This is a genomic window from Bythopirellula sp. (genome assembly GCF_041737835.1).
GTDB lineage: Bacteria > Planctomycetota > Planctomycetia > Pirellulales > Lacipirellulaceae > Bythopirellula.
In genome coordinates this window covers 19,011-41,354 of the sequence record NZ_JBGSQY010000030.1, presented here as the reverse complement: position 1 = coordinate 41,354, position 22,344 = coordinate 19,011, and the positions used below count along the sequence as shown (strand labels likewise).

General features: G+C 57.2%; 20 protein-coding genes. 19 read left to right on the top strand and 1 reads right to left on the bottom strand.

The genetic code is table 11. The features are described from left to right. Nucleotides 1-2: 2 nt before the first annotated feature. The 18 genes from AC6T8Q_RS08760 (at nucleotide 3) to AC6T8Q_RS08675 (ending at nucleotide 20,504) form a co-directional block, all read left to right on the top strand. A complete protein-coding gene (locus AC6T8Q_RS08760) occupies nucleotides 3-719 on the top strand; it encodes an LON peptidase substrate-binding domain-containing protein (RefSeq protein WP_500678713.1) in 717 nt (238 codons plus the stop codon). A gap of 316 nt (nucleotides 720-1,035) precedes the next feature. Then, on the top strand, nucleotides 1,036-4,260 hold the full coding sequence (locus AC6T8Q_RS08755) for an autotransporter family protein (RefSeq protein WP_500678712.1): 3,225 nt from the start codon (nucleotides 1,036-1,038) through the stop codon (nucleotides 4,258-4,260). Nucleotides 4,261-4,368: 108 nt separating this feature from the next. Beyond that, complete coding sequence (gene folE, locus AC6T8Q_RS08750; RefSeq protein ID WP_496918962.1) at nucleotides 4,369-4,974, top strand: GTP cyclohydrolase I FolE; 606 nt, start codon at nucleotides 4,369-4,371, stop codon at nucleotides 4,972-4,974. Between the two features lie 47 nt (nucleotides 4,975-5,021). Further along, the gene (locus AC6T8Q_RS08745; protein WP_500678711.1) at nucleotides 5,022-5,891 is read left to right on the top strand and encodes a hypothetical protein; all 870 of its coding nucleotides are present in this window, start codon (nucleotides 5,022-5,024) and stop codon (nucleotides 5,889-5,891) included. A gap of 59 nt (nucleotides 5,892-5,950) precedes the next feature. After that, nucleotides 5,951-6,439: a hypothetical protein gene (locus AC6T8Q_RS08740; protein ID WP_500678710.1), complete on the top strand. Its 489-nt coding sequence runs from the start codon at nucleotides 5,951-5,953 to the stop codon at nucleotides 6,437-6,439. Between the two features lie 47 nt (nucleotides 6,440-6,486). Further along, entirely contained in the window at nucleotides 6,487-9,474 is a 2,988-nt protein-coding gene (locus AC6T8Q_RS08735; protein WP_500678709.1) for an anaerobic glycerol-3-phosphate dehydrogenase subunit C, read from the top strand. Continuing rightward, nucleotides 9,471-9,713, top strand: a complete 243-nt coding sequence (locus AC6T8Q_RS08730) for a MoaD/ThiS family protein (protein WP_500678708.1) — start codon at nucleotides 9,471-9,473, stop codon at nucleotides 9,711-9,713. Before AC6T8Q_RS08735 ends, AC6T8Q_RS08730 begins: the two co-directional genes overlap by 4 nt. A gap of 46 nt (nucleotides 9,714-9,759) precedes the next feature. Beyond that, nucleotides 9,760-10,173: a molybdenum cofactor biosynthesis protein MoaE gene (locus AC6T8Q_RS08725; RefSeq protein ID WP_500678707.1), complete on the top strand. Its 414-nt coding sequence runs from the start codon at nucleotides 9,760-9,762 to the stop codon at nucleotides 10,171-10,173. After that, nucleotides 10,152-11,204 (top strand): GTP 3',8-cyclase MoaA, encoded by a 1,053-nt coding sequence (gene moaA, locus AC6T8Q_RS08720; RefSeq protein ID WP_500678706.1) that lies wholly within the window; start codon nucleotides 10,152-10,154, stop codon nucleotides 11,202-11,204. The genes AC6T8Q_RS08725 and moaA overlap by 22 nt, the downstream gene beginning before the upstream one ends. A 6-nt stretch (nucleotides 11,205-11,210) precedes the next feature. Next, complete coding sequence (locus AC6T8Q_RS08715) at nucleotides 11,211-12,377, top strand: aminotransferase class V-fold PLP-dependent enzyme (RefSeq protein ID WP_500678705.1); 1,167 nt, start codon at nucleotides 11,211-11,213, stop codon at nucleotides 12,375-12,377. 28 nt (nucleotides 12,378-12,405) lie between these two features. After that, nucleotides 12,406-12,849 carry a YkgJ family cysteine cluster protein gene (locus AC6T8Q_RS08710; RefSeq protein ID WP_496918954.1) on the top strand — a complete coding sequence of 148 codons (444 nt, stop codon included), beginning with the start codon at nucleotides 12,406-12,408 and terminating at the stop codon, nucleotides 12,847-12,849. 459 nt (nucleotides 12,850-13,308) lie between these two features. Next, nucleotides 13,309-13,788, top strand: coding sequence for an HU family DNA-binding protein (locus tag AC6T8Q_RS08705; protein ID WP_500678704.1), 480 nt, complete (start codon nucleotides 13,309-13,311; stop codon nucleotides 13,786-13,788). Nucleotides 13,789-14,167: 379 nt separating this feature from the next. Further along, nucleotides 14,168-14,386: a hypothetical protein gene (locus AC6T8Q_RS08700; RefSeq protein WP_500678703.1), complete on the top strand. Its 219-nt coding sequence runs from the start codon at nucleotides 14,168-14,170 to the stop codon at nucleotides 14,384-14,386. 158 nt (nucleotides 14,387-14,544) lie between these two features. Next, nucleotides 14,545-15,504 carry a dihydroorotate dehydrogenase gene (locus AC6T8Q_RS08695; RefSeq protein ID WP_500678702.1) on the top strand — a complete coding sequence of 320 codons (960 nt, stop codon included), beginning with the start codon at nucleotides 14,545-14,547 and terminating at the stop codon, nucleotides 15,502-15,504. Nucleotides 15,505-15,602: 98 nt separating this feature from the next. Continuing rightward, the gene (gene trpS / locus AC6T8Q_RS08690; protein ID WP_500678701.1) at nucleotides 15,603-16,571 is read left to right on the top strand and encodes a tryptophan--tRNA ligase; all 969 of its coding nucleotides are present in this window, start codon (nucleotides 15,603-15,605) and stop codon (nucleotides 16,569-16,571) included. 93 nt (nucleotides 16,572-16,664) lie between these two features. After that, nucleotides 16,665-17,069, top strand: a complete 405-nt coding sequence (gene acpS / locus AC6T8Q_RS08685; RefSeq protein ID WP_500678700.1) for a holo-ACP synthase — start codon at nucleotides 16,665-16,667, stop codon at nucleotides 17,067-17,069. 222 nt (nucleotides 17,070-17,291) lie between these two features. Further along, nucleotides 17,292-18,287, top strand: coding sequence for a YybH family protein (locus AC6T8Q_RS08680; protein WP_500678699.1), 996 nt, complete (start codon nucleotides 17,292-17,294; stop codon nucleotides 18,285-18,287). 42 nt (nucleotides 18,288-18,329) lie between these two features. Next, complete coding sequence (locus tag AC6T8Q_RS08675; protein WP_500678698.1) at nucleotides 18,330-20,504, top strand: mu-protocadherin- cell-suface protein; 2,175 nt, start codon at nucleotides 18,330-18,332, stop codon at nucleotides 20,502-20,504. Between the two features lie 30 nt (nucleotides 20,505-20,534). On the opposite strand, the gene AC6T8Q_RS08670 is transcribed toward AC6T8Q_RS08675, so the two are convergent. Continuing rightward, entirely contained in the window at nucleotides 20,535-21,863 is a 1,329-nt protein-coding gene (locus AC6T8Q_RS08670) for an SCP2 sterol-binding domain-containing protein (protein WP_500678697.1), read from the bottom strand. Between the two features lie 110 nt (nucleotides 21,864-21,973). Here AC6T8Q_RS08670 and AC6T8Q_RS08665 point away from each other — a divergent pair, with 110 nt between their 5' ends. Continuing rightward, nucleotides 21,974-22,321, top strand: coding sequence for a winged helix-turn-helix transcriptional regulator (locus tag AC6T8Q_RS08665; RefSeq protein ID WP_500678696.1), 348 nt, complete (start codon nucleotides 21,974-21,976; stop codon nucleotides 22,319-22,321). Nucleotides 22,322-22,344 lie beyond the last annotated feature (23 nt).

Here is a 22,344-nt window from a genome sequence, read left to right as displayed (position 1 = left end):
AGATGGTTCCCTGGAATGCTGAAGATTTGATTTTTGACGAGACACGCTTCAAGGGTGTGGTGCGGTTATTCCCGCTGCCGGATCTGATCATGTTTCCGCACGTGATGCAGCCGCTGCACGTGTTCGAGCCGCGTTATCGCGCGTTGCTGAACGACGCGCTCAACAGCGATGGCCTGATCGCGATGAGCATGTTGGCACCGGGCTGGGAAGCCGACTACGAAGGCCGGCCTCCCGTGTTGCCGTATGCTTGCTTGGGCAAAGTGGTCACCTATCAGCGGACTGGCAAAGGCGAGTACAACATTCTGCTGTTAGGGATGCGGCGGATTCGCATTGATCGCGAACTTCCGGCGACGAAGAGCTACCGCGAAGCCGAAGTGACGTTGCTCGATGATTTCTGTAAGAAGACCAACGACGAACGTCGCCCTGGGTTGCAAGCGGCGCTGACCAAACAGTTCCAAGATTTCTTGCCCAACGGCAAGTCGGCGGATGCCGCGCTGCAGGAGTTGCTGGCGACCGAGATCCCGCTGGGGGTGCTGACCGACTTGGTGAGTTTCGCGTTGCCGATGGATTTTGATGAGAAACGGGACCTGTTAGGGGAGTGTGATATTGATCGCCGGGCGACGATGTTGCTCTCAGCCCTTGACTCAGCGAAGGGGAATTCGCCACAACGGTTGCCGCTGCAGCGATTTAAGAAACTGCCGCCTTTTAGCGCGAATTAAGCGAATTTCTCGGCAGCGGGACGCTGCCGGCTAACCTGGATCGCGCGCACATTTCCATACCCGAATTTCTACTTGTGCGGGTTGTAAGGGTCTTGTCAGTGCTATCAGTATTTCCAGCTCTCTGGGGGGAGCTGAATGGCTGATAGTCTCAGAACCAGTCGTCGATACTTTCTTGTGCTGGCGATGCATTGCTTACGCATTCCGGCAGCCAGGATTATGGTGCAGCAACTTGCGAACAAAGGATTGTTACGCAAGCTGATTTCGCATCGTCTGGACTCAGTTCGACGCACACGCATGGACAGGGAGGGCATTATCCATGGGCTTCGGGATCAAAATACGCGCGCGCTATGCGGCTTGGCAGACTATTGGCTCGTTTGGATTAGGCGCAGCGCTGTTTCTGGGTGGATTGGCCCCGAATGTTGCCCCCGCGGCGGACTTTGCTGTGAATAGCTCCGCTGACGACGGCAGTCCTGGCACGATGCGGTGGGCCATCGATCAACTCAACGCCGCCGGTCCTGGGAGTCATTCGATTACCGTCGACGACAGCATTAATGGGATTTCCATGACGGGAAGTCTGCCCCATATCGATGCCACCGGAATGACTGTGGTGATCAACGGCTTTGGCGCCACACTGGACGGTGGGGATCAACATCGATTGCTCTTTGTCGTGGCGGGGAACGTGACGCTGCTGAATTTCAATCTTGAGAATGGCCTCGCCGAAGGTGGCGACGCGGGCAGCGGCAGCGGTGGTGGTGGTGGTGGTTTGGGGGCGGGTGGCGCGCTGTTTGTGAACAGCGGTGCCAATGTGACGCTCAACAATGTGAACTTCGACAGCAACGAGGCCGAGGGTGGCAACGGCGGTAATGGGGGAACTGCCAACGGCGGCGGCGGCGGAGGCGGTTTTGGCGCTAACGGTGGCAGCGGTGCCAACGGCGGTGGTGGCGGCGGCGGTTTGTTCGGAAATGGTTCCAACGGCAGCAATGGCGGCGGTGCCGGTGGTGGTATCACGGGCAATGGTGGCGCGGCGGCCAATGGCGGCGCAGGTGGTGGTGGAATTCTTAACGGCGGAAACGCTGGCAACGCCGGCGGGAATGGAAGTTCCGGGGCATCAGGTGGAGCGATGGGGACAACAAGTTTTACGCCTGCCCCCGCAGGGGATGGCGGCGACGGTCAATCGCCGCTGTTGGGTGGTGGCGGCGGTGGTGGGTTAGGCGGTGCTAATTTTGACACGGGAGATGGCGGCGATGGCGGCGACGGCGGCAATGGAGGTATCGGTGGTGGCGGCGGCGGCGGTGGATCAGATGGCTTTGGTTCGGGATTTAACACTACCTCGGGTGGCGCGGGTGGCAACGGCGGATTGTTCGGAGGTGGCGGCGGTGGTGGTGTCGGCGATACAGGCAATCCTGCCGGGGGAAATGGTGGTGATTTTGGCGGTGGTGGTGGCGCCAGTTTAGGTGATTTTAGTCAGGGAGATGGTGGCGACGGTGGGTTTGGCGGCGGTGGCGGCGGTAGCACCTCGTCGTCTGTTCCCGGTGGGACCGGAGGTTTTGGTGCCGGCAATGGCGGCACTAATAACGTAGGTGGCTCAGGGGGCAGTGGTTACGGTGGCGCGGTGTTTGTTCGCCAGGGGGGAACGCTGACGATCATCAACTCGGAGGTCGCCAATAATTCTGTTACCGCGGGCGCTGGTGGAGCAGGGGGCACCGGTGGTACCACCGCAGGGGCCGGCATGTATGTCCACACGGGCGTGACGGCGAACGTCGAAATCACGGGCACGAACAGTGTGACTTACGCCGACCAGATTTCCGGGGCGGGTGGTTTACAAAAGACAGGCACGGGCACATTGATTCTTAGCGGCACCAATAATTACACCGGCACTACGGCAGCCAACGCGGGTGATTTGATCATCAACGGCAGCGTTACCAGTGAGGTGACATCCGATAACAGCGGCATCGTGGGCGGCACGGGCACGATTGGTAGTTTAATCAATAACAATTGGGTCGCCCCCGGCAACTCGATCGGCACGCTGAATGTGACGAATGGTTACACGCAATCGAACGCGGGAACCATTGCCGTTGAGATCAACGATGGTGGCAACGTTGCAGGTACGAATAACGACTTATTGGCTGTGACTGGTGCGGCCGACTTGGCTGGAGCGGTCGCGGTATATGCGGCGCCTGGAACTTATACCGGCGGCACGCAATACACATTTTTGACCGCGGGATCGATCACGGGCACGTTTGATTCTATATCCGACGACTTAGCGTTCTTCACGGCACAGCTGGGCTACACTTCGACAAGTGCTTATTTCACTCTGATTGCCGACAGCACCGATTTTGAAGCGATAGGCCAAACGGTCAACCAGAAAGCCGTGGGCAAGTATCTCGATGATAATTCTCAGGGTGCCACAGGCGCCTTCCAAGCCCTGATCGATGATTTGCAGATGATGAGCAACAGTCAGGTGCGAGCCGCGCTCGAGCAAATGAGTGGCGATATCTATGGCACGACTCAGCAAATGGGCGTGCAGAATACCACGTTGATTCTGCATACGATCGCCCAGCAACTTCAGCCGCAATCGTTCCGCAACGGTGCAAACTACGATGGCTGGGCTCAAGAAGATACCGTGAGTAAATTGAGCGAAGCTGAAATCGTGCAGGTGAGTTATCAGCCTGACGGTTCGATGTCGTTCAGCCGGGCTCCCTCACGGAGCCGCACGACGTGGGCCGTGGGCTATGGGTTGGGTGGTCATGCCGACTCCGACGGCAACGCGGGGAGTCTCGATTACGGAATGGGTGGTGCCATCGTGGGCTTCGATGCCTACTGGAATGCCAACCACCGGATTGGCCTCTACGGAGGTTATGTGGGTACTGGTTTACAGACCACCAACGCCAGTGGCACGAATGATATTACCGGCGGGCAGATCGGTGCTTACCTCACCGGGCTCAATGATATTCATTACTACACGGTGATCAGCGGTTTTCAGTTTGATGGTTACGAGAGCGAACGCTATATCAACGCGGGCGGTTTGAACCTGACCGCCCAAGGCGACTATGACGGCTGGCAAGGATTTGCCTATCTAGAACGGGGCTTCATTTTGCATGAGACGGAGCGTTTCAGTACCCAGCCTTTCGCAGCACTGCAATATGTGCACGTGCGGCAGAATGGATTCACCGAAACTGGTGCCGGGGCTGCGAATCTGAGTGTCGACGGTCTCGACGACGATTCGTTGCGGAGCTTGGTGGGTGTGCGGACGCAAGTGCGCACTGTTCCCAGCCGGGCGAAGATCACGCCGGAATTCCGGGCGGTGTGGGTTCATGAGTTTCTGGACGTGAACTCGCCGGTGGTGGCGACGTTCGCCCCAGTGGGTGGTTCATCGTTCATTGCCGAGGGGCTCAACATGGGCCGGGATTGGGCTTTGGTTGGTACCGGTCTGAATTGCTACTTGGGACGCGGCTGGTCGGCTCAGGCGAACTATGATGCCCAGGTGAACGACCGGGCTGCGTTCCATGTGGGGTCGGGGAGCGTGCAGAAGAGTTGGTAAACATTACGGAGCGAGCTCCGGCGCTAAGGGCGAGTGGTTGACGATGGCGATACTCGGGGCGTACCATCGAAGGTTTGCTAATCCTTCGATTTTCCCGAGTAATATGCCATGAGTTGTGCCGACGACGAAAAACCCTCCGAGCCCACGCCGGTCGATTTGCCGCGGATCGAGAAAGCGGTGCGTGAAATCCTTGCCGCTGTGGGAGAGGACCCCGACCGCGAAGGATTGCAGGAAACTCCCGCGCGGGTGGCCCGCATGTATGCCGAATTGTTTAGCGGCTTGCATGCTGATCCTCGGATTCACCTGCAAAAGTTCTTCACCGAGAAGTACGACGAGATGGTGCTCGTGAAGGATATCTCCTTCAACAGCATGTGCGAGCATCACATGTTGCCGTTCATCGGCAAGGCGCACATTGGTTACGTGCCCAACGGCAAGGTCGTGGGGCTGAGCAAATTGGCCCGGGTGGTGGAAGTCGTTTCGCATCGTCCGCAGGTGCAGGAGCGCATGACTGAGGAGATCGCCGACTTGTTGATTTCCGAACTCGACGTGAAGGGGGTGGCCGTAGTGATCGAGGCTTCGCACTCGTGCATGAGCATTCGCGGGATTCGCAAACCGGGGAGCGTCTGCGTGACTTCGGCGATGAAAGGTTTGTTCCGGTCGAATCTGTCGAGCCGTTCGGAAGTGATGACGTTGATTTATGGTGATCGAACTTAGGTGTATAACTTAGCGCCGTGTGTTGCGTTGCAACACGGCTTGTCATCATGAATCTCCTCATCCAATTTCTGCTGCGGCTGTCGTTCGGTTTGGCCGCGGGGATGGCGATCACTTCGTCGAAGAAGGTCACGAGCGGGTATTTTCGCAATCATCTTTACGTGACGCTGGGGCTCACGACGCTCGCGGCGATGGTGAGCTATTACGTCGCGCGGGACGTGCTGTGGTACGCCGTCGGCGCGGCGGTCGCGAGCTATGTGGGGTCGGTGTGCTGGTTGTACGAAAAGCCGGTCGCGGGAAAAGTGTTTTTAATTCTGGTGACGCTCTCAGCCGCGGGTGGCGCGCTTGTTCAAGAAATTGGCTTGCATGAGCAACGGAGCAAAGACGACAACTTGCTACTGCGGTACATCGTTTCGGCAGAACCTGACACGGTGACGAGCAATGGCACGAGCGAACTGATTACTGAATCGGAACAGCGCATCAGAAGTATGATCGATCCGTCTGCGAGTTTAACAGCTGGATCTGTGATCACCTCCGGCCTTCTGCTCGGCATGACGATGGCCGCGATGCTGTTGGGCCACTGGTATTTGAACACGCCGACGATGGAGCTTGTGCCGCTGCGGCGACTCATTATCGCGATGGGTGTGGCGGTAGTGCTACAGGCGATTTTTTCGACGCTGGGCGTGTGGGGCGAGCTGACTTATGCCAATGAGATCACGACGCAGTGGTGGTTATTTCTGTTATTGCGATGGTTGTTTGGGATCGTGGGGGTCGCGATTCTGGCTTTGATGGCGTGGGAGACGCTCAAAATTCCCAACACGCAGAGCGCTACGGGCATTCTTTATGTGGCCGTGATTGGCACATTCGTCGGCGAAACCATGGCGTTGCTACTGTCTCGCGAGTCGCTGTTCCCGCTATAATAATGGTGAGTGTTACGCGCTAAGCCGCAAGCGGCTAATGACCCAATTGAAAGATTCACGTGAACGTCACTTATGCATGCCCGGCTTGTCACGAGGGGACGCGGACCCATTTTGCTGCCGACACCCGGCATTTGAAGTGCAACGCCTGTGGGCAGGAATTGGCCGTGCCCCAGGATGCAGTTGACGGCGACCGGGTGCAACGTTGTTTGGTTTGTCCGAGCACCGATTTGTTTGTACGTAAGGATTTTCCGCAGCGGCTGGGTGTGCTGATCGTGGCCGTGGGGATCATTGGCAGCTCCATCGCCTGGTACCACGCTCATTTGTTGTGGACGTTTGGAATTTTGTTCGCCACGGCCTTGATCGACGTGTTGCTTTACACGCTCGTGGGGGACGCGCTGATGTGCTACCGCTGCCAGGCACAGTATCGAGGCGTGGCGGAGATGGATTCCCACGGTCTGTTCGATTTGGAAACGCACGAAAAACATCGGCAATTGAACGCTCGGCTGCAATCGGCTGAGCGCGCGACGGCTGCCAATCAGTCGTCCTGATGAAACCGTTTTGAAGCAGTCGCTCTGAACATTGGGCATGATGACCTATGGATGCAGAACAACAGCGCATCGAAGATGATCTGCGTGGGCAGATTGTGGGCGATGTTCACTGCGACGACCTGTTCGTGCAACTCTTTGCCAGCGACGCGAGCATTTATGAGATTCCTCCGCTGGGCGTGGTGCGCCCCCGTGGCGTCGACGACGTTGTGGCGACTGTGAAGTATGCGGCCGCGAGGGAGATTCCCCTTCACGCGCGTGGGAGCGGCTCGGGACTCGCTGGTGGATCGCTTGGTCGCGGCTTAGTCATCGACTTCTCACGCTTCATGCGGAAAGTACTGGAGGTTGGCGAAGAGAGCGTGCGTGTCGAAGCGGGGGTCGTGCTCGACGAACTCAACCGCGTACTTCAACCGCAAGGACGTTATATCGGACCCGATCCTGCGACGGCTCAAGTCACCACCGTGGGGGGAATGGTTGCGCTCGATGCGTCGGGAAGTCATTGGCCGGTGGTGGGATCAACTCGGCGGCATGTTCAGTCATTGCAAGTTGTGATGGCCGATGGCGAGGTGCTGGAATTTGGCACGCACGAATTGCTCAATACGAAAGGCCATATCGGCGTCGATCGCTATGTGCTGGCCGTCGATGATATTTGCATGCGGCACGCCGAGGAAATTAAGAACGGCTATCCCCAGAGCTTGGTGAATAGCAGTGGCTATCGACTGGACGACCTGCACGACGTGGATGCGTTTGGCAAGCCGCTGCATTTGTCGCGGTTGTTTGTCGGCAGCGAGGGGACGCTGGGGCTGATCACGGCGGTGACCTTGGGAACGCTTCCCTTGCCGGTGGACGCGTGCAGTTTGTTGTTGTTCTTCGATTCGATTGATAAAGCGTCGCTGGCCACGGTAGAACTTCTGCCGCTCAAACCGAGTGCGTGCGACCTGATGGATCGCCGGCACTTGAGTCTCGCGCGCGAGATGGACCCGCGCTACGAATTCTTGATTCCTCAAGAAGCCGAAGCGGTGCTATTGGTGGAGTTTCAAGGGGAATCGACCGACGAGGTGCAAGGCAAGCTGGCCGACGTTGTGACCTTTGTGCAAGACAAAGCTAAGCTGGCATTTGGTTCTTACGTTGCGGCGGATTGGCTCGATCATGAACTGCTATGGCAACTCGCTCGCCATTACACGCCGACGCTTTATCGCTTGAAAGGGCAGACACGTCCATTGCCGTTTGTGGAAGACATTGCGATTCCGCCAGCGGAATTGCCCAATTTCCTGCCGCGCGTGCAGCACATATTCAAGCAGGAACAGGTGACTGCGTCGTTGTTCGCGCATGCCAGCCATGGGCAGTTGCACTTTCGACCATTTCTCGATATTTCGAGCGCTGCCGACATTGCCAAGATGGATTTGATTGCCGATCAGATTTACGAAGAGGTTTGGAAGGTTCGCGGCACGATCAGCGGTGAGCATGGCGATGGCTTGAGCCGCACGCCGTATGTGCTGCGGCAGTTTGGCCCGCTCATGACGGCGTTTCATGAGGTCAAGCAATTGTTTGACCCGCAGAATCTGCTGAATCCCAACAAGATTGTGGCCAACGACGTGGTGTCGATGACCAATCATCTGCGGCACGTGCATTATCCCGTGCTGGAAAACCTGCAAGCCGAGGCCGAGGTAAAGTCGCCCAAAGAAAAGAACGAACCGCCGACGATTCAACTGCAACTCGCCTGGCAACCGGAAGAGATGGCCCACGCGGCACGGGTGTGCAACGGCTGCGGTGTGTGCCGCACGCTTTCACCCGAGACGCGGATGTGCCCGATCAATCGCTATTCGCCGCGCGAAGAAGCATCGCCGCGAGCGAAGGCGAATCTTGCGCGTGGATTGCTTACCGGGGCCCTGCCGCAGGGGAGCGTGCTGGATGAAGAGTTCAAAGAAATCGCCGACTTGTGCGTGCATTGCCACATGTGCCGTTTGGAATGTCCGGCGAATGTGGATATTCCGCGGTTGATGGTCGAAGCTAAGGCGCTTTACACGGCCACCAATGGCGAAACGCTCTACGGTTGGTTCATGGCACGCGTTGATACAATGTGCCGCTATGCTTCGCGTTATTCTCGCGTAGCAAATTGGGCTGTGGCGAATCGTGGGGCGCGCTGGTTGATTGAAAAATTGGTCGGCATTCCCCAGAGTCGCAAGTTGCCGCGGTTTCGGCGGAAGTCGTTTTTGCAACAAGCCGCACAGAAACGTCTGAATCGCCCGGAGCGAAGCAGCGTCGAAAAGGTGCTGTACTTCGTCGACACGTACGCGAACTATTGCGATCCGCAGCTGGCCGAAGCATTTTTGGCGGTGCTTGAGCACAATTGCATTCCGGTTTACGTTCCCGAGAATCAAATGCAGGCGGCGATGCCGATGATCGCGCGGGGCTTGGTGAGCAAGGCCCGAGGAATCGCGGAGCATAATGTGGCGATTCTCGCCGAAGCGGTGCGGCAAGGGTACACCATCGTGGCGACCGAGCCTTCGGCGGTGTTGGCACTCACGCATGAGTATCCGCAGTTGCTGCCGGGGGATCATGATGCCGAGATGATTGCCGAGAACGCCCTCGAAGCGTGTCATTATTTGTGGCGGTTGCATCAGCGCGGCAATTTGCAGCTGAATTTCGGGCAGCTCAACACGTCGCTCGGGTATCACACGCCTTGCCACACGAAGGCGCTGGAAATCGGCACGCCCGCGGAAAGTTTGCTGCGGTTGATTCCGGGACTCAAAGTCGAACGGATTGAAAAAGGCTGTAGCGGCATGGCGGGCATGTATGGATTCCAACGCGAAAATTACCGCCGCAGCTTGCGGGCTGGTTTGCCGTTGATCACCGCCGTGCGGACGGGGAGTTTCGTCGCGGGGACGACCGAGTGCAGCACGTGCAAGGTGCAGATGGAACAAAGCACCTCGAAGCCCACGATTCACCCGGTGAAGATTGTCGCGCTGGCGTATGGCTTGATGCCCGAGCTGCGCACGCTCATTAATAGCCCCGGCAAAGACCTGGTGGTAACATGAGAGTGACCGTCAAGATGTTCGCGGCGGCGCGAGACGCGGTGGGGCCGAGTGTGGACGTTGAAGTGCCGGATGAAGCAACGATCGCCAGTTTACGCGGCCAGCTGATGACGGATTATCCGCAACTGGCGGATTTGATTCGTAGGGCGATGTTCGCGATTGATGCGACCTATGCGAATGATGATTCGGTCATTTCGAGCGTGAGCGAAGTGGCGTGTATTCCGCCGGTGAGTGGTGGTTAGAAGTGGAAGACCGGCGATTCGTTGAATCGCGGCTAAGACAATTCGAATGATTCAACTGACGCACTCACCGATTGATGCTGATTTGATGGTGCGGAGTGCGCAATCGCCTGCGGCGGGGGCTGTGCTGTTGTTTCTGGGTTGCACGCGCCAACACACGGCGGGACGGGAAACGACGGAACTTGTTTACGATGCCTACGAAGAGATGGCCGCGAAGGAGTTGGCAACTTTGGAAGCGACGGCCCGCGAGCGTTGGGGGCTTGTGGAGTGTCTGATCGTGCATCGGCTGGGCGTTGTGCCACTCGGCGAAGCGAGCGTGGCCATCGTGGTGGCAAGTCCGCATCGCAAAGCCGCGTTCGAAGCGGGGGAGTGGCTCATCGATACGCTTAAAGAGAGCGTGCCGATCTGGAAGCAGGAACACTGGGCCGACGGCAGCAGCGAATGGGTGCATCCGACGAAATGATCAGCAAGATTTCCAAAACGACGACGGACATGCCAACCAGCGGACCGCTGGTGGATCGCTTGGGGCGCGTGCATACGAGCCTGCGGGTGAGCGTGACGGATCGTTGTAATATTCGCTGCTTCTACTGCATGCCCGCCGAGAATGTGGTGTTTCGGCCACGCGAGGAGTTGCTCACCTTCGAAGAGATCGAGCTATTCGTGCGTGTGGCAGTGTCGCTGGGGATCAAAGAATTGCGACTCACGGGGGGCGAACCGCTCGTGCGGAGTGAACTGCCGAAGTTGGTCGAGCGGGTGGCTGCGATTGAGGGGCTTGAGGATTTGGCACTGACCACAAATGGCATTTTGCTCAACGAACAAGCCGCACCACTTAAGACGGCAGGGTTACAACGCTTGAACGTGAGCCTAGATGCCCTTTCCGAGGCGACGTTTCAGAAAATTTCGCGACGTGCTGGGTTACAGCGCGTGCTCGATGGAATTTTTGCGGCACGAGAAGCGGGGTTTGAGAATATCCGTCTCAACGCGGTGGCCATTCGGGGACTAACGGAACAAGAAATTGTGCCGCTGGCCGAGTTCGCGCGAACTCACGCGTTTGAACTGCGGTTCATCGAGTTCATGCCGCTTGATGCCGAGAATCAGTGGCAGCAACAGCAGGTGCTTACATGCGACGAAATTCGGCAAATGCTGGAAGCGGAGTTTTGCCCGCTCGTGCCGAGCAAGCGAGCGGATTTGAGCCAGCCTGCCGTCGATTTTCATTTTGCCGATGGCAAAGGCTCGATTGGCTTCATCAATCCCGTGAGTCATCCGTTTTGCAGCGACTGCAATCGTCTGCGACTCACTGCGGAGGGTGAGATTCGCAATTGCTTGTTTTCGACCGTGGAATGGGATGCGCGTGAGCTGCTGCGCAGCGGTGGCAGCGACGAAGAGTTAGCCCAATTGATTCGCGATTGCGTGTGGCACAAGCAACCGGCGCATGGCGTGGGTGAGGCAGATTTCGTCAAGCCCGCGCGGGCCATGTATCAAATTGGTGGATGATCTATCGTGCAGAAGCGTATCTATCTCGATAACGCCGCGACGAGTTGGCCGAAGCCGACCGTGGTTTATGATGCGGTGGACCGTTATCAGCGTGAGAACGGCGCACCGAGTGGGCGGGGCTCTTCGCGTGCCGCAGAAGAAGTGTTGCGATTGGTCGCGCGAGCGCGCCGGGAAGTCTCCGATTTATTGGGCATGGATGAACCCAACCGTGTGATTTTTACCAACAGCGGAACCGATTCGCTCAACACGGCCGTCTTAGGTTTGGTGCGTGCGGGCGATCACGTGGTGACGACGGTTTGCGAACACAATTCCGTGTTGCGGCCTCTGCATTATTTGAGCGACACCCTGGGCGTGAAAGTTAGCTATGTGCCGTGCGATGGCGAAGGTTTCGTTTCACCGGACGACGTTCGGCGAATGTTGCAGCCGAACACGCGGCTCGTGGCGGTGGTGCATGCCTCGAACGTGACCGGCGCGATTCAGCCGATTGGCGAGATCGGCCAGATCGCTCGCGAGCATGGTGCGTATTACTTGATTGACGCCGCGCAAACGCTGGGCGAAGTGCCGCTCAGTTTCAAAGAATGCCAGGCCGACGTGATTGCCGCGCCGGGGCACAAAGGTTTGTTGGCTCCGCTGGGAACAGGCGTGTTATGTTTGTCGGAACGTGCCGCGAAAGAAATGATACCGTTTCGTTTTGGCGGGACGGGAACATCCAGCGAGAATGACCGTCAGCCCAATGAGTTGCCGCATAAGTTTGAGGCGGGGAATCTCAATGTTCCTGGAATTGTGGGCTTGGCTGCGGCGATGGAATTTCATCGCGACTATGGCTTCGAGAAGATTCACGAGCATCATCGCGAGCTCGCCGGGCGTTTACTTAACGGACTCGACGCGATTGACGGCGTGACGATTCACGGACCGCGGACGGCAAAATCTCGCACGAGTGTGGTCAGCTTCACCGTGAAAGGTTATGATCCCCAGGAGTTTGCTGCGGTGCTGGAGATGTCGACCGGCATCGAGTGTCGGGCAGGGTTGCATTGTGCGCCGCGGATGCATGCCGCGCTAGGGACTTTGCCCACCGGGGGCACGGTGCGGTTGAGCCCTGGTTGGTCGACAACCACCGAGGAGATTGAAATTGCCTTGATGGCGATCGCTCAAGCCGCCAGCTCCGCACTTTAGACTGATTCTTTACTCACGGATGACGAACATGGCCAAAGCCGCCAATAAGCAAACGCCCGCCCCGGAACCTTGGTACAAAGACGGTTTGAAATTCAAATGCACGGGTTGCGGTGATTGCTGCACCGGCGCGCCTGGCTATGTGTGGGTCAATCAGGTGGAGATCGACGCCTTGGCCGAACGTCTGGGTATGGAGTCGGCCAAGTTCGAGAAGAAGTACGTCCGCCAGATCGGCGTGCGGCGGAGCCTGGTGGAGTACAAAAACGGTGATTGCGTGTTTTTCGACACCAAAACGCGCAAATGTCAGGTCTACGAGCAACGGCCACGGCAATGCCGGACTTGGCCTTTCTGGAATTCCAACCTTCGCAGCCCCGAGACCTGGGCCGAGACCTGCGAGTCGTGCCCCGGTAGTGGTAAGGGGAAGCTCTATCAGCTGGAGCATATCCAAGAGCAGGCGGCGATTTTTAATGTGTGAGCGATTCGCGTTCACACGATTCACGGCATCGGGACGATGCCGGCTAACGGGCGGAAATTACAAATTTGGGAATCTGTAGCGGTTAGTTCAAGTTTGCCGGCTGTGAGGTCGATCAATGTCACAGGTAGTCCTCTCGATATCGCCAGCCGTTGCAAGACGGCAAGTTTGGGCGTTTTGGGGAGTTCTTCCGCAGCCCGTAGTTGGGTCTGTTCTTTGACAATTTATCGAGTTCCCAACGGGATTTTGAGGCCTTTTCACGGTCTGGTCGCGCGCCGTAAGTCGTTTGACGATTTGCGATTACCTTGACACTAACTCTTGCGCCAATTACACTTGGAACGAGCGGACGAAGTTCGCTTGTCTAAGTTACCTCATCTGGCGTAAGGCACTTTGTTGGTTTTCGGCGTAGGCACTAGTCGGCTATCGCTGGCACCTCACCAGGCATCGTACAGGGGACTCGTCGTGACCAAAAAAGAGATTGTAAAGACCATTTCAGAAGAGATCGGTCTCACGCAATTGAAGACGAAGGAAATCGTCCAGAAGACATTCGACGCAATTGTCGAAACGCTGGTGGACGAAAAGCGGATTGAGCTCCGCAATTTCGGCGTCTTCGAGGTCAAACGACGAGCCGCTCGTAAGGCACGTAATCCCCGCACAGGTGAGAAAGTCTTTGTCCCAGAAAAGTTTGTGGTGACGTTCAAGCCGGGTAAGGAAATGGAAGAGCGGGTCCATGAATTGGAACGCCAAGCCAATGCCGCCGCGGAAGCGGCCCATCGAGCTGCCTCAGGTCCAGAGCCTGACAGCACTCCGCATGAAAACCATTCTGCCCCAACAAGTTACGAAAAAGCCAGTTATGAGCCACCGGCTCAACAACAGCCAACTTTCGAGCAGCCCAGTTTCGAGCAGCCCAGTCAAGAACGGCCTGCTTACGAACAACAATGAGTTGCTGTCCTCGACAGCAAAATTGAGTGCCCTTCACTGGCAATTGCTTCGCGAGATTCAGTCCGCGATAGCACCCCAAATCAAATCACTGCGGCCGCGCCAATCTGCTCTCGGCGCAAAGTGAGCCGCTCGCTATTCTTCCGCGACTTTTCTACCAGACGGTCAATTTCCGGCGGTGTCAGGCGGGTTTCGTCCCCCGCGACAACACGCCCCGGAGAGTGAACGTCGAATGCTTATCTGTGTTTTGGACTTTTCAACTTTTTTGCGGGAACGGCAGGAAGCTCAGTGCCGGTTGGTACCAAGAGCTCTGCCAAATTGATGAAGTTGTTCGGCAGCGTGCGCCGCTGAACGCTTCGATGCTCAAGGAGGAGCTGCGCCAATGCGTAAATGGCTCTTAACGATGGCGACTGTCTGCGTGCTGGCCGGGAATACCGGCTGCCTGCTGCCGATCTATTCGGCAGACCCGGCACGGCGTGCGCAACAGTTGATTTACTCATCTGAAAACTTGCGTTCGTTGCTTGATGAATGGGAACGGATTTGGTTCCTGGATCAACCTTCGCATCTGACGCCGCATAGCGTTCACGGCGGAATTATCTAGTCCGTCGGTTCGCTTCACGAAACCACATGGAAGGTGGCTGCGCAACCGGTTCGCGCACAAATCGGACGCAGCCGGGGGCAAGTTGTGAACTGCCCCCCAATGTGTGTACATTGGCGAGAACAAAATCTCAGTCGCCAATGCCCGCATCTGACGCCTTCATGTCCGCATCGTTCGTTGAATCCAATGTCTCACCTCCCGCTGCGAAGCTTGATCTTCGTGTCGAACTTGGTCGGCTGAAACTCGCCAATCCGATTCTCGTGGCATCGGGCACTTTTGGTTATGCCCGCGAGATGCAATCGCTGGTTGATCTCTCGCGGTTGGGTGGGATTGTCCCCAAGACGATCACCAAGCTCTTGCGAAAAGGCAACTCGCCCTGGCGGACGATTGAAACTCCCGCGGGGATGCTCAATTCGATCGGGCTTGATAACGACGGCATCGACGCCTTCATCGCCCATCATTTGCCTTATCTCGCCGAGCAACGGACCGCGATCATCGTGAGCATCGCCGGTCGCATGCAAGAAGAATTCGTCGAGATGGCGGCGCAATTGTCGCCGCATCAAGCGGTCGCTGCCGTGGAGCTGAACATCTCGTGCCCCAACGTGAGCGGCGGGGTGGATTTTGGCACCGACACAACGATGTGCGAGCGGGTGGTGGCCGCCTGCCGCGAGAATTGCGCGCACCCCATCATCGCCAAGCTCACCCCCAACGTGACGAGTATTGCCGAGATGGCCAAAGCGGCGGCGGCAGGGGGGGCGGATGCGATTTCGCTCATCAACACGTGCCAGGGGATGGCCATCGATTGGCGGCGACAGCGGCCGATGCTGGGCAATATCATTGGGGGCTTGAGCGGCCCGGCGATAAAGCCGATTGCCTTGCGGGCCGTGTATCAAGCGGCCCGAGCCGTGGAGACGCCGATCATTGGCATCGGCGGAATCGCGAACTGCGACGACGTCATGGAGTTTTTAATTGCGGGGGCAACCGCGGTTCAATTGGGGACCGTGAACTTTTACAATCCAACGGCGTCGATACAAGTGCTCGACGCCTTGCCGAGCGCGCTGGCGGAACTGGGCGCGGTGAGCGTTCGGGAAGTTGTTGGGTCGTTGAAGACAAGTTCTTAGCCGCAGGCGGAAGCAGCGGTTGAGATGAGGCAACCGTTGGCTTCCGCCTGCGGCTAGGATTATTTACAGATTCCATTCATTACAAGATCAAAAGCAAAATGCGTGTTCTTAGCGGAATTCAACCGACGGGCCGGCCTCATTGGGGCAATTATTTTGGGGCCATCGTTCAATACATCGCTCTCCAAGATGCCGAGCAGGCGTTTTACTTCATTGCGAATCTGCATGCGCTCACCACGGTGCGTGATAAGGAATTGCTCAAGCAGTATTCACTGGATGCGGCGATGGACTTGTTGGCGTTGGGGCTCGATCCCAACAAGGCCGTGCTGTTTATTCAATCCGATGTCCCTGAGGTGAGCGAACTTTGTTGGATCCTGCTCACGGGGACGCCGATGGGATTGCTTGAGCGTTGCCACGCTTACAAAGATAAGAAAGCCAAGGGATTGCCGGCCGATACGGGGCTGTTCACATATCCTGTTTTGCAGGCGGCCGACATTCTGGCCTACGACAGCGACACCGTGCCGGTGGGTGAAGATCAGGTGCAGCATATCGAAGTTTGCCGTGATATCGCTGGGAGTTTCAACCATCAGTACGGCGACGTGTTTGTGCTGCCCAAGGCGAAGGTGCTTGATAGCTCGGCGCGCGTGCCGGGGACCGACGGCGAAAAGATGTCGAAGAGTTATAACAATACGCTGGCCGTATTCGATGATGCCAAGGCTCAAAAGAAGCTGATCATGAGGATCGCGACCGATTCGCGGCCGATGGAAGATCCGAAAGATCCGACGAACGACGTGCTGTATATGCTTTACTCGTTGGTGGCGACGGAAACGGATCGTAACGAAATGGCAGAGTTGTATGCTAAGGGTGGTTTTGGTTACGGCGACGTAAAGAAGAAGCTGGCCGAAGCGGCGGAAGCGTATTTCGCCGATGCCCGCGCGCGAAGGACCGATTGGGAAAAGCGACCGGATGACGTGCGCGACATCCTGGCGGCAGGAGCAATGAAGGCTCGTAAGAAAGCGGCTGAAGTTTTGGTCCGTGCGCAGCAGGCTTGTGGATTGAAGGGATATTAATTCTGAACCGCTGATCTTCGCAAATAGTCGCTAATAATTAGTTCTCTTTCAGCGATAATTAGCGTTCATGAGCGGTTTAGAAATGAGTTTTTTATGGCGTTACAAATTATTGGTATTGGCACCGACATCATTGAATGTCTGCGGATTGCGCAGATGATTGAGCGGCACGGTGAGTTGTTTATTCGCCGGGTTTATACGGAGCATGAGATTCAATATTGCTCGACCAAGAAATCATCCACGCAGCATTACGCAGGCCGTTGGGCGGCAAAGGAAGCGGTGCTCAAGGCGTTGGGCACGGGTTGGCGCAAGGGGATCAGTTGGCGCGATATTGAAGTGCGGCACAAACATGGCGGCGCTCCGATCATTGCTCTTTGTGGCGGGGCGCGTGAAGTTTTTGAGCAAAGCGGCATTCGCACGATGCACATCAGCATCTCGCATTGCCGCAGCCACGCCACGGCCTATGCGATTGCTGAAGGCGAAGCTCCCGACAACGACTAACTTGCGAAAGTCAAGCATTCGTTTCTTTGAATGTTAGTTGTTAGCGCCATCACGATTGCTTCTACTGAAAGAACTCGCCATTTCAAGGGATATGCTAGTATTCACGAGTGGAACGCGATAAAATCAGCACCCAAGAGGGAACCGCGTCACTACGAACGATGCTTATCTGTTTATCGAACCGTGGTGCTTAGGAACGCGGTTCCGCCTAACAATCTGGTCGCCATGAAAGGGCATTCCATGAAATTCCTTGGTCAGTTCATGATAATAGTGGTTTGTTTCTGTTGGTGCTCGGCGGTAACAGATGCACAAACCACAACTGCCGCGGCAAGGGCGCCGATTGCGGAACCAGCAGCACCTGCAGTTCAAGCTTCGACAGACGTTGCTGTGAGTCCCGACGAAGCGACAATCCGATCAAACATCGATAAATACGTCGAATCCTACAATCGCCGCGATACGCAAACGATGGCCAACATGTGGTCGCCGGAAGCGATTTACACCGACCCACGTACGGGTGAAGGGGTGATGGGCCGCGATGCGATCAAACAGCTGTTCGATGAAATCTTTGCTGGCGAAGAAGATGCCAAATTGGCCGTGACGGTTGAGTCGATTGATTTCGTCTCGCCCAATGTCGCAATTGAAAAAGGTGCTGCCGTGGTGACCTACTCTGATCATCCCGCCGAGGAAACGACCTACACGGCCGTCCATATGAAGCGCGACGGCCAATGGGTGTTGGACCGCGTGTCGGAAGAAGAAATCCCGTTGCCGCCCCTCTCGAACTATGAACATCTTAAATCGCTCGAGTGGATGGTCGGCACGTGGATTGACCAAGACGAGAATACGGTGATTGAAACGGATTGCGAATGGACCCGTAATAAGAATTTCATGACACGTTCGTTCACCATGGTCACACGCGATGGGGTGGAATTGTCGGGGATGCAAATCGTCGGGTGGGATGCCGCGAACAATCAGATTCGCTCGTGGGTATTTGATTCCAACGGCGGGTTCGGCGAAGGGGTGTGGACCGCCGATGGCGACAACTGGACCATTGAATCGACCGGATCCCTGCCTGATGGCCGTAAGACCTCGGCGACAAATCTTCTTAAGAAAATCGATGACCACTCTTATACGTGGCAATCGATCAACCGCGTCGCCGACGGCGAACTGCAGCCCAATGTCGATGAAGTGTTGATCGTGCGCGAAGCTGCGGAAGAGAACTGAATTCCAACTCGTCCTTCAGGATGACCTATCAAAGGTGCCCAGATGAAAAAATACACGTTGTTCGCTCTGTCGATGTTGGCCGTCGCGATGTTGTGCTCAGGAGACCTCTGGGCACGCGGTGGCCGCGGGGGTGGTGGCGGCGGAGGCGGAGGTGGCGGACGCGGTGGTGGAGGGGGAATGCACATGGGAGGTGGCGGCGGTGGTGGCCGGCCATCGATGGGAGGTGGCGGTGGAGGTTCGCGTCCAAGCGCGGGTCGTACGCCTTCGATGAGCATGCCTTCGTCGCGCCCGAATGTTTCGCGTCCGATGCCCGGCGGCGGTGGTGGCGGTCGACCTTCGATGGGGGGGGCAGGCGGTGGTGGTCGTCCCAGTGGAAATATTGGTGGCGGAAATGTTGGTGGCGGCGGTTCGCGACCCGGTGGTGGTGGATCCCGACCAAACCCAGGAAATATTAATCGTCCCCAAGGCAACCGACCATCACTCGGCACCTTGCCGACGCCGAACAATCGACCGAGCACAGGTCGTCCTGCTGGCGGCGGCATGAACAGACCTGATTTCGCCGGGGGCACAGGGCGTCCCGGTGGTGCGACACGCCCCGGCGGATCAACTCGCCCGGGAACTGGCGGTCGCCCTTCTCAGGGACAACTCGATAATTTTCTGGACATCAGCGGCCGTCCTGGTGGTTTTCCATCGAATCGCCCCGGCGGGTCGACCCGCCCTGGGGGTAGCTATGCTGGTGGTCGTCCTTCCGGTGGTGCTGCGAATGATTTTTTGAACAACTTGCCGCGTCCGTTTCCCTCGGAAGGGGGCATGGCTGGCGGAGGTCGTCCGTCGACGCGGCCTGCACCCGGTGGTGGCTCTCGTCCGGGTAGACCGGGCGAAGGTGATTTCGCTGGTGGTGGTCGTCCCGGCGGAGGTCGGCCCGGTGATATAACACGGCCATCATTGCCCGGCGGTGGTGATCGTCCCGGCAGACCTGGGGGCGGAACCGGCGATCGTCCGGGAAGACCGGGTGGCGGCGATGGTGAGCGGCCCGGTCGTCCTGGAGGCGGAGACAGACCTGGACGGCCAGGGGGTGAAGGCGGTGACCGACCAGGCAGGCCAGGGGGTGAAGGTGGAGACCGACCAGGCAGGCCAGGGGGTGAAGGTGGAGACCGGCCCGGTCGTCCGGGAGGTGGTGGAGATCGCCCAGGGCGCCCTGGTGGTGAAGATGGTGATCGTCCCGGCAGACCCGGGGGCGGTGGTGATCGGCCCGGTCGCCCAGGAGACGGCGACCGCCCCGGAAGACCTGGCGATGGTGATCGACCGGGAAGACCCGGTGGCGGAGATCGCCCCGGTCGACCTGGGGATGGCGACAGACCAGGAAGACCCGGTGATGGAGATCGTCCAGGTCGTCCTGGAGAGGGAAACCGTCCCGGCAGACCGGGTGGCGGCGATTGGGCACACAACCGTCCCGATCATCGGCCCGATTGGAATCAATGGAACGGGTGGCGGAACAATCATTGGACCAACGTTAACAATCATTGGCACAACCACTGGAACAACAACTGGCATGGCGTCAATAATTGGTTCCGTCCGAATTGGTGGGCCGGAAACAATTGGCGCTGGAACTATGCTCCCGGCATCAACTGGTGGGGTTGGTCGACTTGGCCAGCCATGACAACTTGGTTCCCAAGCTGGGGATGGTCCGAGCCGATTTACTACAACTACGGCAACAACGTTTATTACCAGAACGACACGGTCTATTACGGTGATCAACCCGTCGCGACCGCGGACGAATATGCCTATCAAGCCCAGCAGATTGCCACGTCGATTCCAGAGGATGCCGAGCCGGCTCCCGAGGATTGGATGCCGCTAGGTGTGTTTGCGATTACGCCGGCCGATGAATCGGCGGAAGGTGTTGACCCGAGTTTGTACCTGCAACTCGCGGTCAGCAAGCAAGGGATCATTTCGGGTTCACTGCAGAACACGACTGCCGATACGGTGAAAGAAGTCGAAGGGATGGTCGATAAGCAATCGCAACGCGCGGCGTGGACCTTGGTGGGCGAAACCCGACCGATCATGGAAACCGGCATAGGTAACCTGACGCAAGACACCGCGCCGGCGCTGGTGCATTTTGCCGATGGCACAACGCAGGAATGGCTGCTGGTGCGGCTGGATAAGCCGAAGGGTTCGCCAGCGGCAGCAACGAGTGGTCCCACGGTGCCGCCGCAGTAGTTTGAGAGCGTAAAAGGATTCGTTGAAAGCTTAACTAGGGAAGCATTTGCCAAAAGCTTTCAGCAGAGATAATTTGCCTTTGACTCGAACCTTGCGGCGTAAAATCGCCCAAACTAGGTTCTTTTCCTTGCGCAAAAACCCTAGCCAGGTGGCGGCATCAGCGATGATTTCGCAATCCGCTTGGCCGGACAGTCCGCGCGCAACGTGAAGCCGTTCGTTTTTAATGATCACGGTGGCCGAAGCCGTTTCCGCGCCCGTGAATTTGAAATGATAGACGGCATCGAGGCCTTTAGATTTGCCCGCTTGAAAGGCGATATCCATGCGGTCGATGAATCCCGCAATGGAGGCGGGCCGCACGCCATTAACCCGTTTGAGATGTTTGTGAGGAAACAGGCGAGCCGCATGCTCTTCGGCGTCGGAATTGGCCACAACGTAGAGGGTTTCTTCTTTTTGCTGAAGTGGTTTGAGTGTTTCCGTCATAAACTTAACGGAATCGCTCAGATAAGGACCAATGACATCTGAACCCGCGGGGCACACAGCCAGGCAATATGCCGCTTTGTAGTTGGCACCGAAGCTGAGGCTTTGCCACATCGAGGCGGTTTCTTGATCGGTAACGCGCGTGCGTAAGTCTAACGCACTGCGGCTCGCGGCGATATTTTCTGTGAAATCGGTGAAGCCTTGCATGAACTCACGATAATTGTGCGTCAGGCAGGCGCTGGGATCAAAGCGACCATCGGGTTTGATAGCACCCACGGGACAGGCGGCCACGCATAACTTGCACGTCAAGCAAGGGTTGTAGTCGATGGGATGGCTTTCTTCGTCGATCTCAACGCCCAAGAGAACCGTGCCCAGTAAGATAAAATTGCCAAAGCGTGGGTGAATCACGTTGCGATGAATGCCCATCTGTCCCAAGCCCGCCGCGACGGCCACGGGCTTGTGAGAGACAACCCAGATTTTGCCAGGAAACTTGCTCATCTCCATGGGAAATCCCGCGGTGGGATTCATGGCCCGCAGGCCACGGTCTTCGAGCCGGCGAACAATCTCGCGGGCGACTTCATTCACTCGATCCGTGCTTTGGTGAAACTCGGCGTTGGCCACCGACCGCGCCACGCTGCGAATAGGTTCTCGGTTCATCCGACAGACGAAACTGATCAGAGATCGCGCACTTGGAAAGGCGCTGAGAATATCGCGGCGCTGATCATCAAGTTCCGGCCGATCGAGGGAAACAAAGCCAACGTCATCAGCGCCGGCGTCGAGGCATAATGCCCGCAACTCAGAGCCGTCCAATCGTGTCGGCAGCGGGGCCACCGATTTTTCTCGATGGGCCACGACGGTGGGATGTTCTTGGAGACGGCTCATTTTCTTCGCCACTTATTAAGTTGCAAATTGCAAGTAATATAATTGCATTGTGCAAGTGAATTGTTAGAATGTCAACAGACGATTCTTTGATCCCAAAATTCGCGAGTTCCATGTCTGCCGCGAAGAAACGTTCGCCGTGTCCTGTGGCCTGTACGCTCGACTTGATCGGCGACAAATGGACGTTGCTCGTCATTCGCGACATGGCCTGCGGCAAATCTCAATTCCGCGAGTTCATCGCTTCCCCCGAAAAGATCGCGACCAACATTTTGACCGACCGTCTGAATCGGCTAGTCGAAAACGGCATCGCCGAGAAATTTCCCGCGCCCCAGAAACCGGGTTGGGAGGCTTATCGATTGACCAAGAAGGGCCGGTCGCTTGTGCCCGTGCTTTCAGCCGTCGCCGAGTGGGGGCTGGCTAATATCAAGGGGACGGAAGCCAGGATGAAGGTCATTCGGTAAGCAAACTTGAAATGCTATGGTAC

Bases quoted from the DNA above. Each gene is read 5' to 3' on its own strand.
- AC6T8Q_RS08760 (WP_500678713.1), top strand. From the start codon at position 3: ATGGTTCCCTGGAATGCTGAAGATTTGATTTTTGACGAGACACGCTTC.
- AC6T8Q_RS08755 (WP_500678712.1), top strand. From the start codon at position 1,036: ATGGGCTTCGGGATCAAAATACGCGCGCGCTATGCGGCTTGGCAGACT.
- folE (WP_496918962.1), top strand. From the start codon at position 4,369: ATGAGTTGTGCCGACGACGAAAAACCCTCCGAGCCCACGCCGGTCGAT.
- AC6T8Q_RS08745 (WP_500678711.1), top strand. From the start codon at position 5,022: ATGAATCTCCTCATCCAATTTCTGCTGCGGCTGTCGTTCGGTTTGGCC.
- AC6T8Q_RS08735 (WP_500678709.1), top strand. From the start codon at position 6,487: ATGGATGCAGAACAACAGCGCATCGAAGATGATCTGCGTGGGCAGATT.
- AC6T8Q_RS08730 (WP_500678708.1), top strand. From the start codon at position 9,471: ATGAGAGTGACCGTCAAGATGTTCGCGGCGGCGCGAGACGCGGTGGGG.
- AC6T8Q_RS08725 (WP_500678707.1), top strand. From the start codon at position 9,760: ATGATTCAACTGACGCACTCACCGATTGATGCTGATTTGATGGTGCGG.
- moaA (WP_500678706.1), top strand. From the start codon at position 10,152: ATGGGTGCATCCGACGAAATGATCAGCAAGATTTCCAAAACGACGACG.
- AC6T8Q_RS08710 (WP_496918954.1), top strand. From the start codon at position 12,406: ATGGCCAAAGCCGCCAATAAGCAAACGCCCGCCCCGGAACCTTGGTAC.
- AC6T8Q_RS08700 (WP_500678703.1), top strand. From the start codon at position 14,168: ATGCGTAAATGGCTCTTAACGATGGCGACTGTCTGCGTGCTGGCCGGG.
- AC6T8Q_RS08695 (WP_500678702.1), top strand. From the start codon at position 14,545: ATGTCCGCATCGTTCGTTGAATCCAATGTCTCACCTCCCGCTGCGAAG.
- trpS (WP_500678701.1), top strand. From the start codon at position 15,603: ATGCGTGTTCTTAGCGGAATTCAACCGACGGGCCGGCCTCATTGGGGC.
- acpS (WP_500678700.1), top strand. From the start codon at position 16,665: ATGGCGTTACAAATTATTGGTATTGGCACCGACATCATTGAATGTCTG.
- AC6T8Q_RS08680 (WP_500678699.1), top strand. From the start codon at position 17,292: ATGAAAGGGCATTCCATGAAATTCCTTGGTCAGTTCATGATAATAGTG.
- AC6T8Q_RS08675 (WP_500678698.1), top strand. From the start codon at position 18,330: ATGAAAAAATACACGTTGTTCGCTCTGTCGATGTTGGCCGTCGCGATG.
- AC6T8Q_RS08670 (WP_500678697.1), bottom strand. From the start codon at position 21,863: ATGAGCCGTCTCCAAGAACATCCCACCGTCGTGGCCCATCGAGAAAAA.
- AC6T8Q_RS08665 (WP_500678696.1), top strand. From the start codon at position 21,974: ATGTCTGCCGCGAAGAAACGTTCGCCGTGTCCTGTGGCCTGTACGCTC.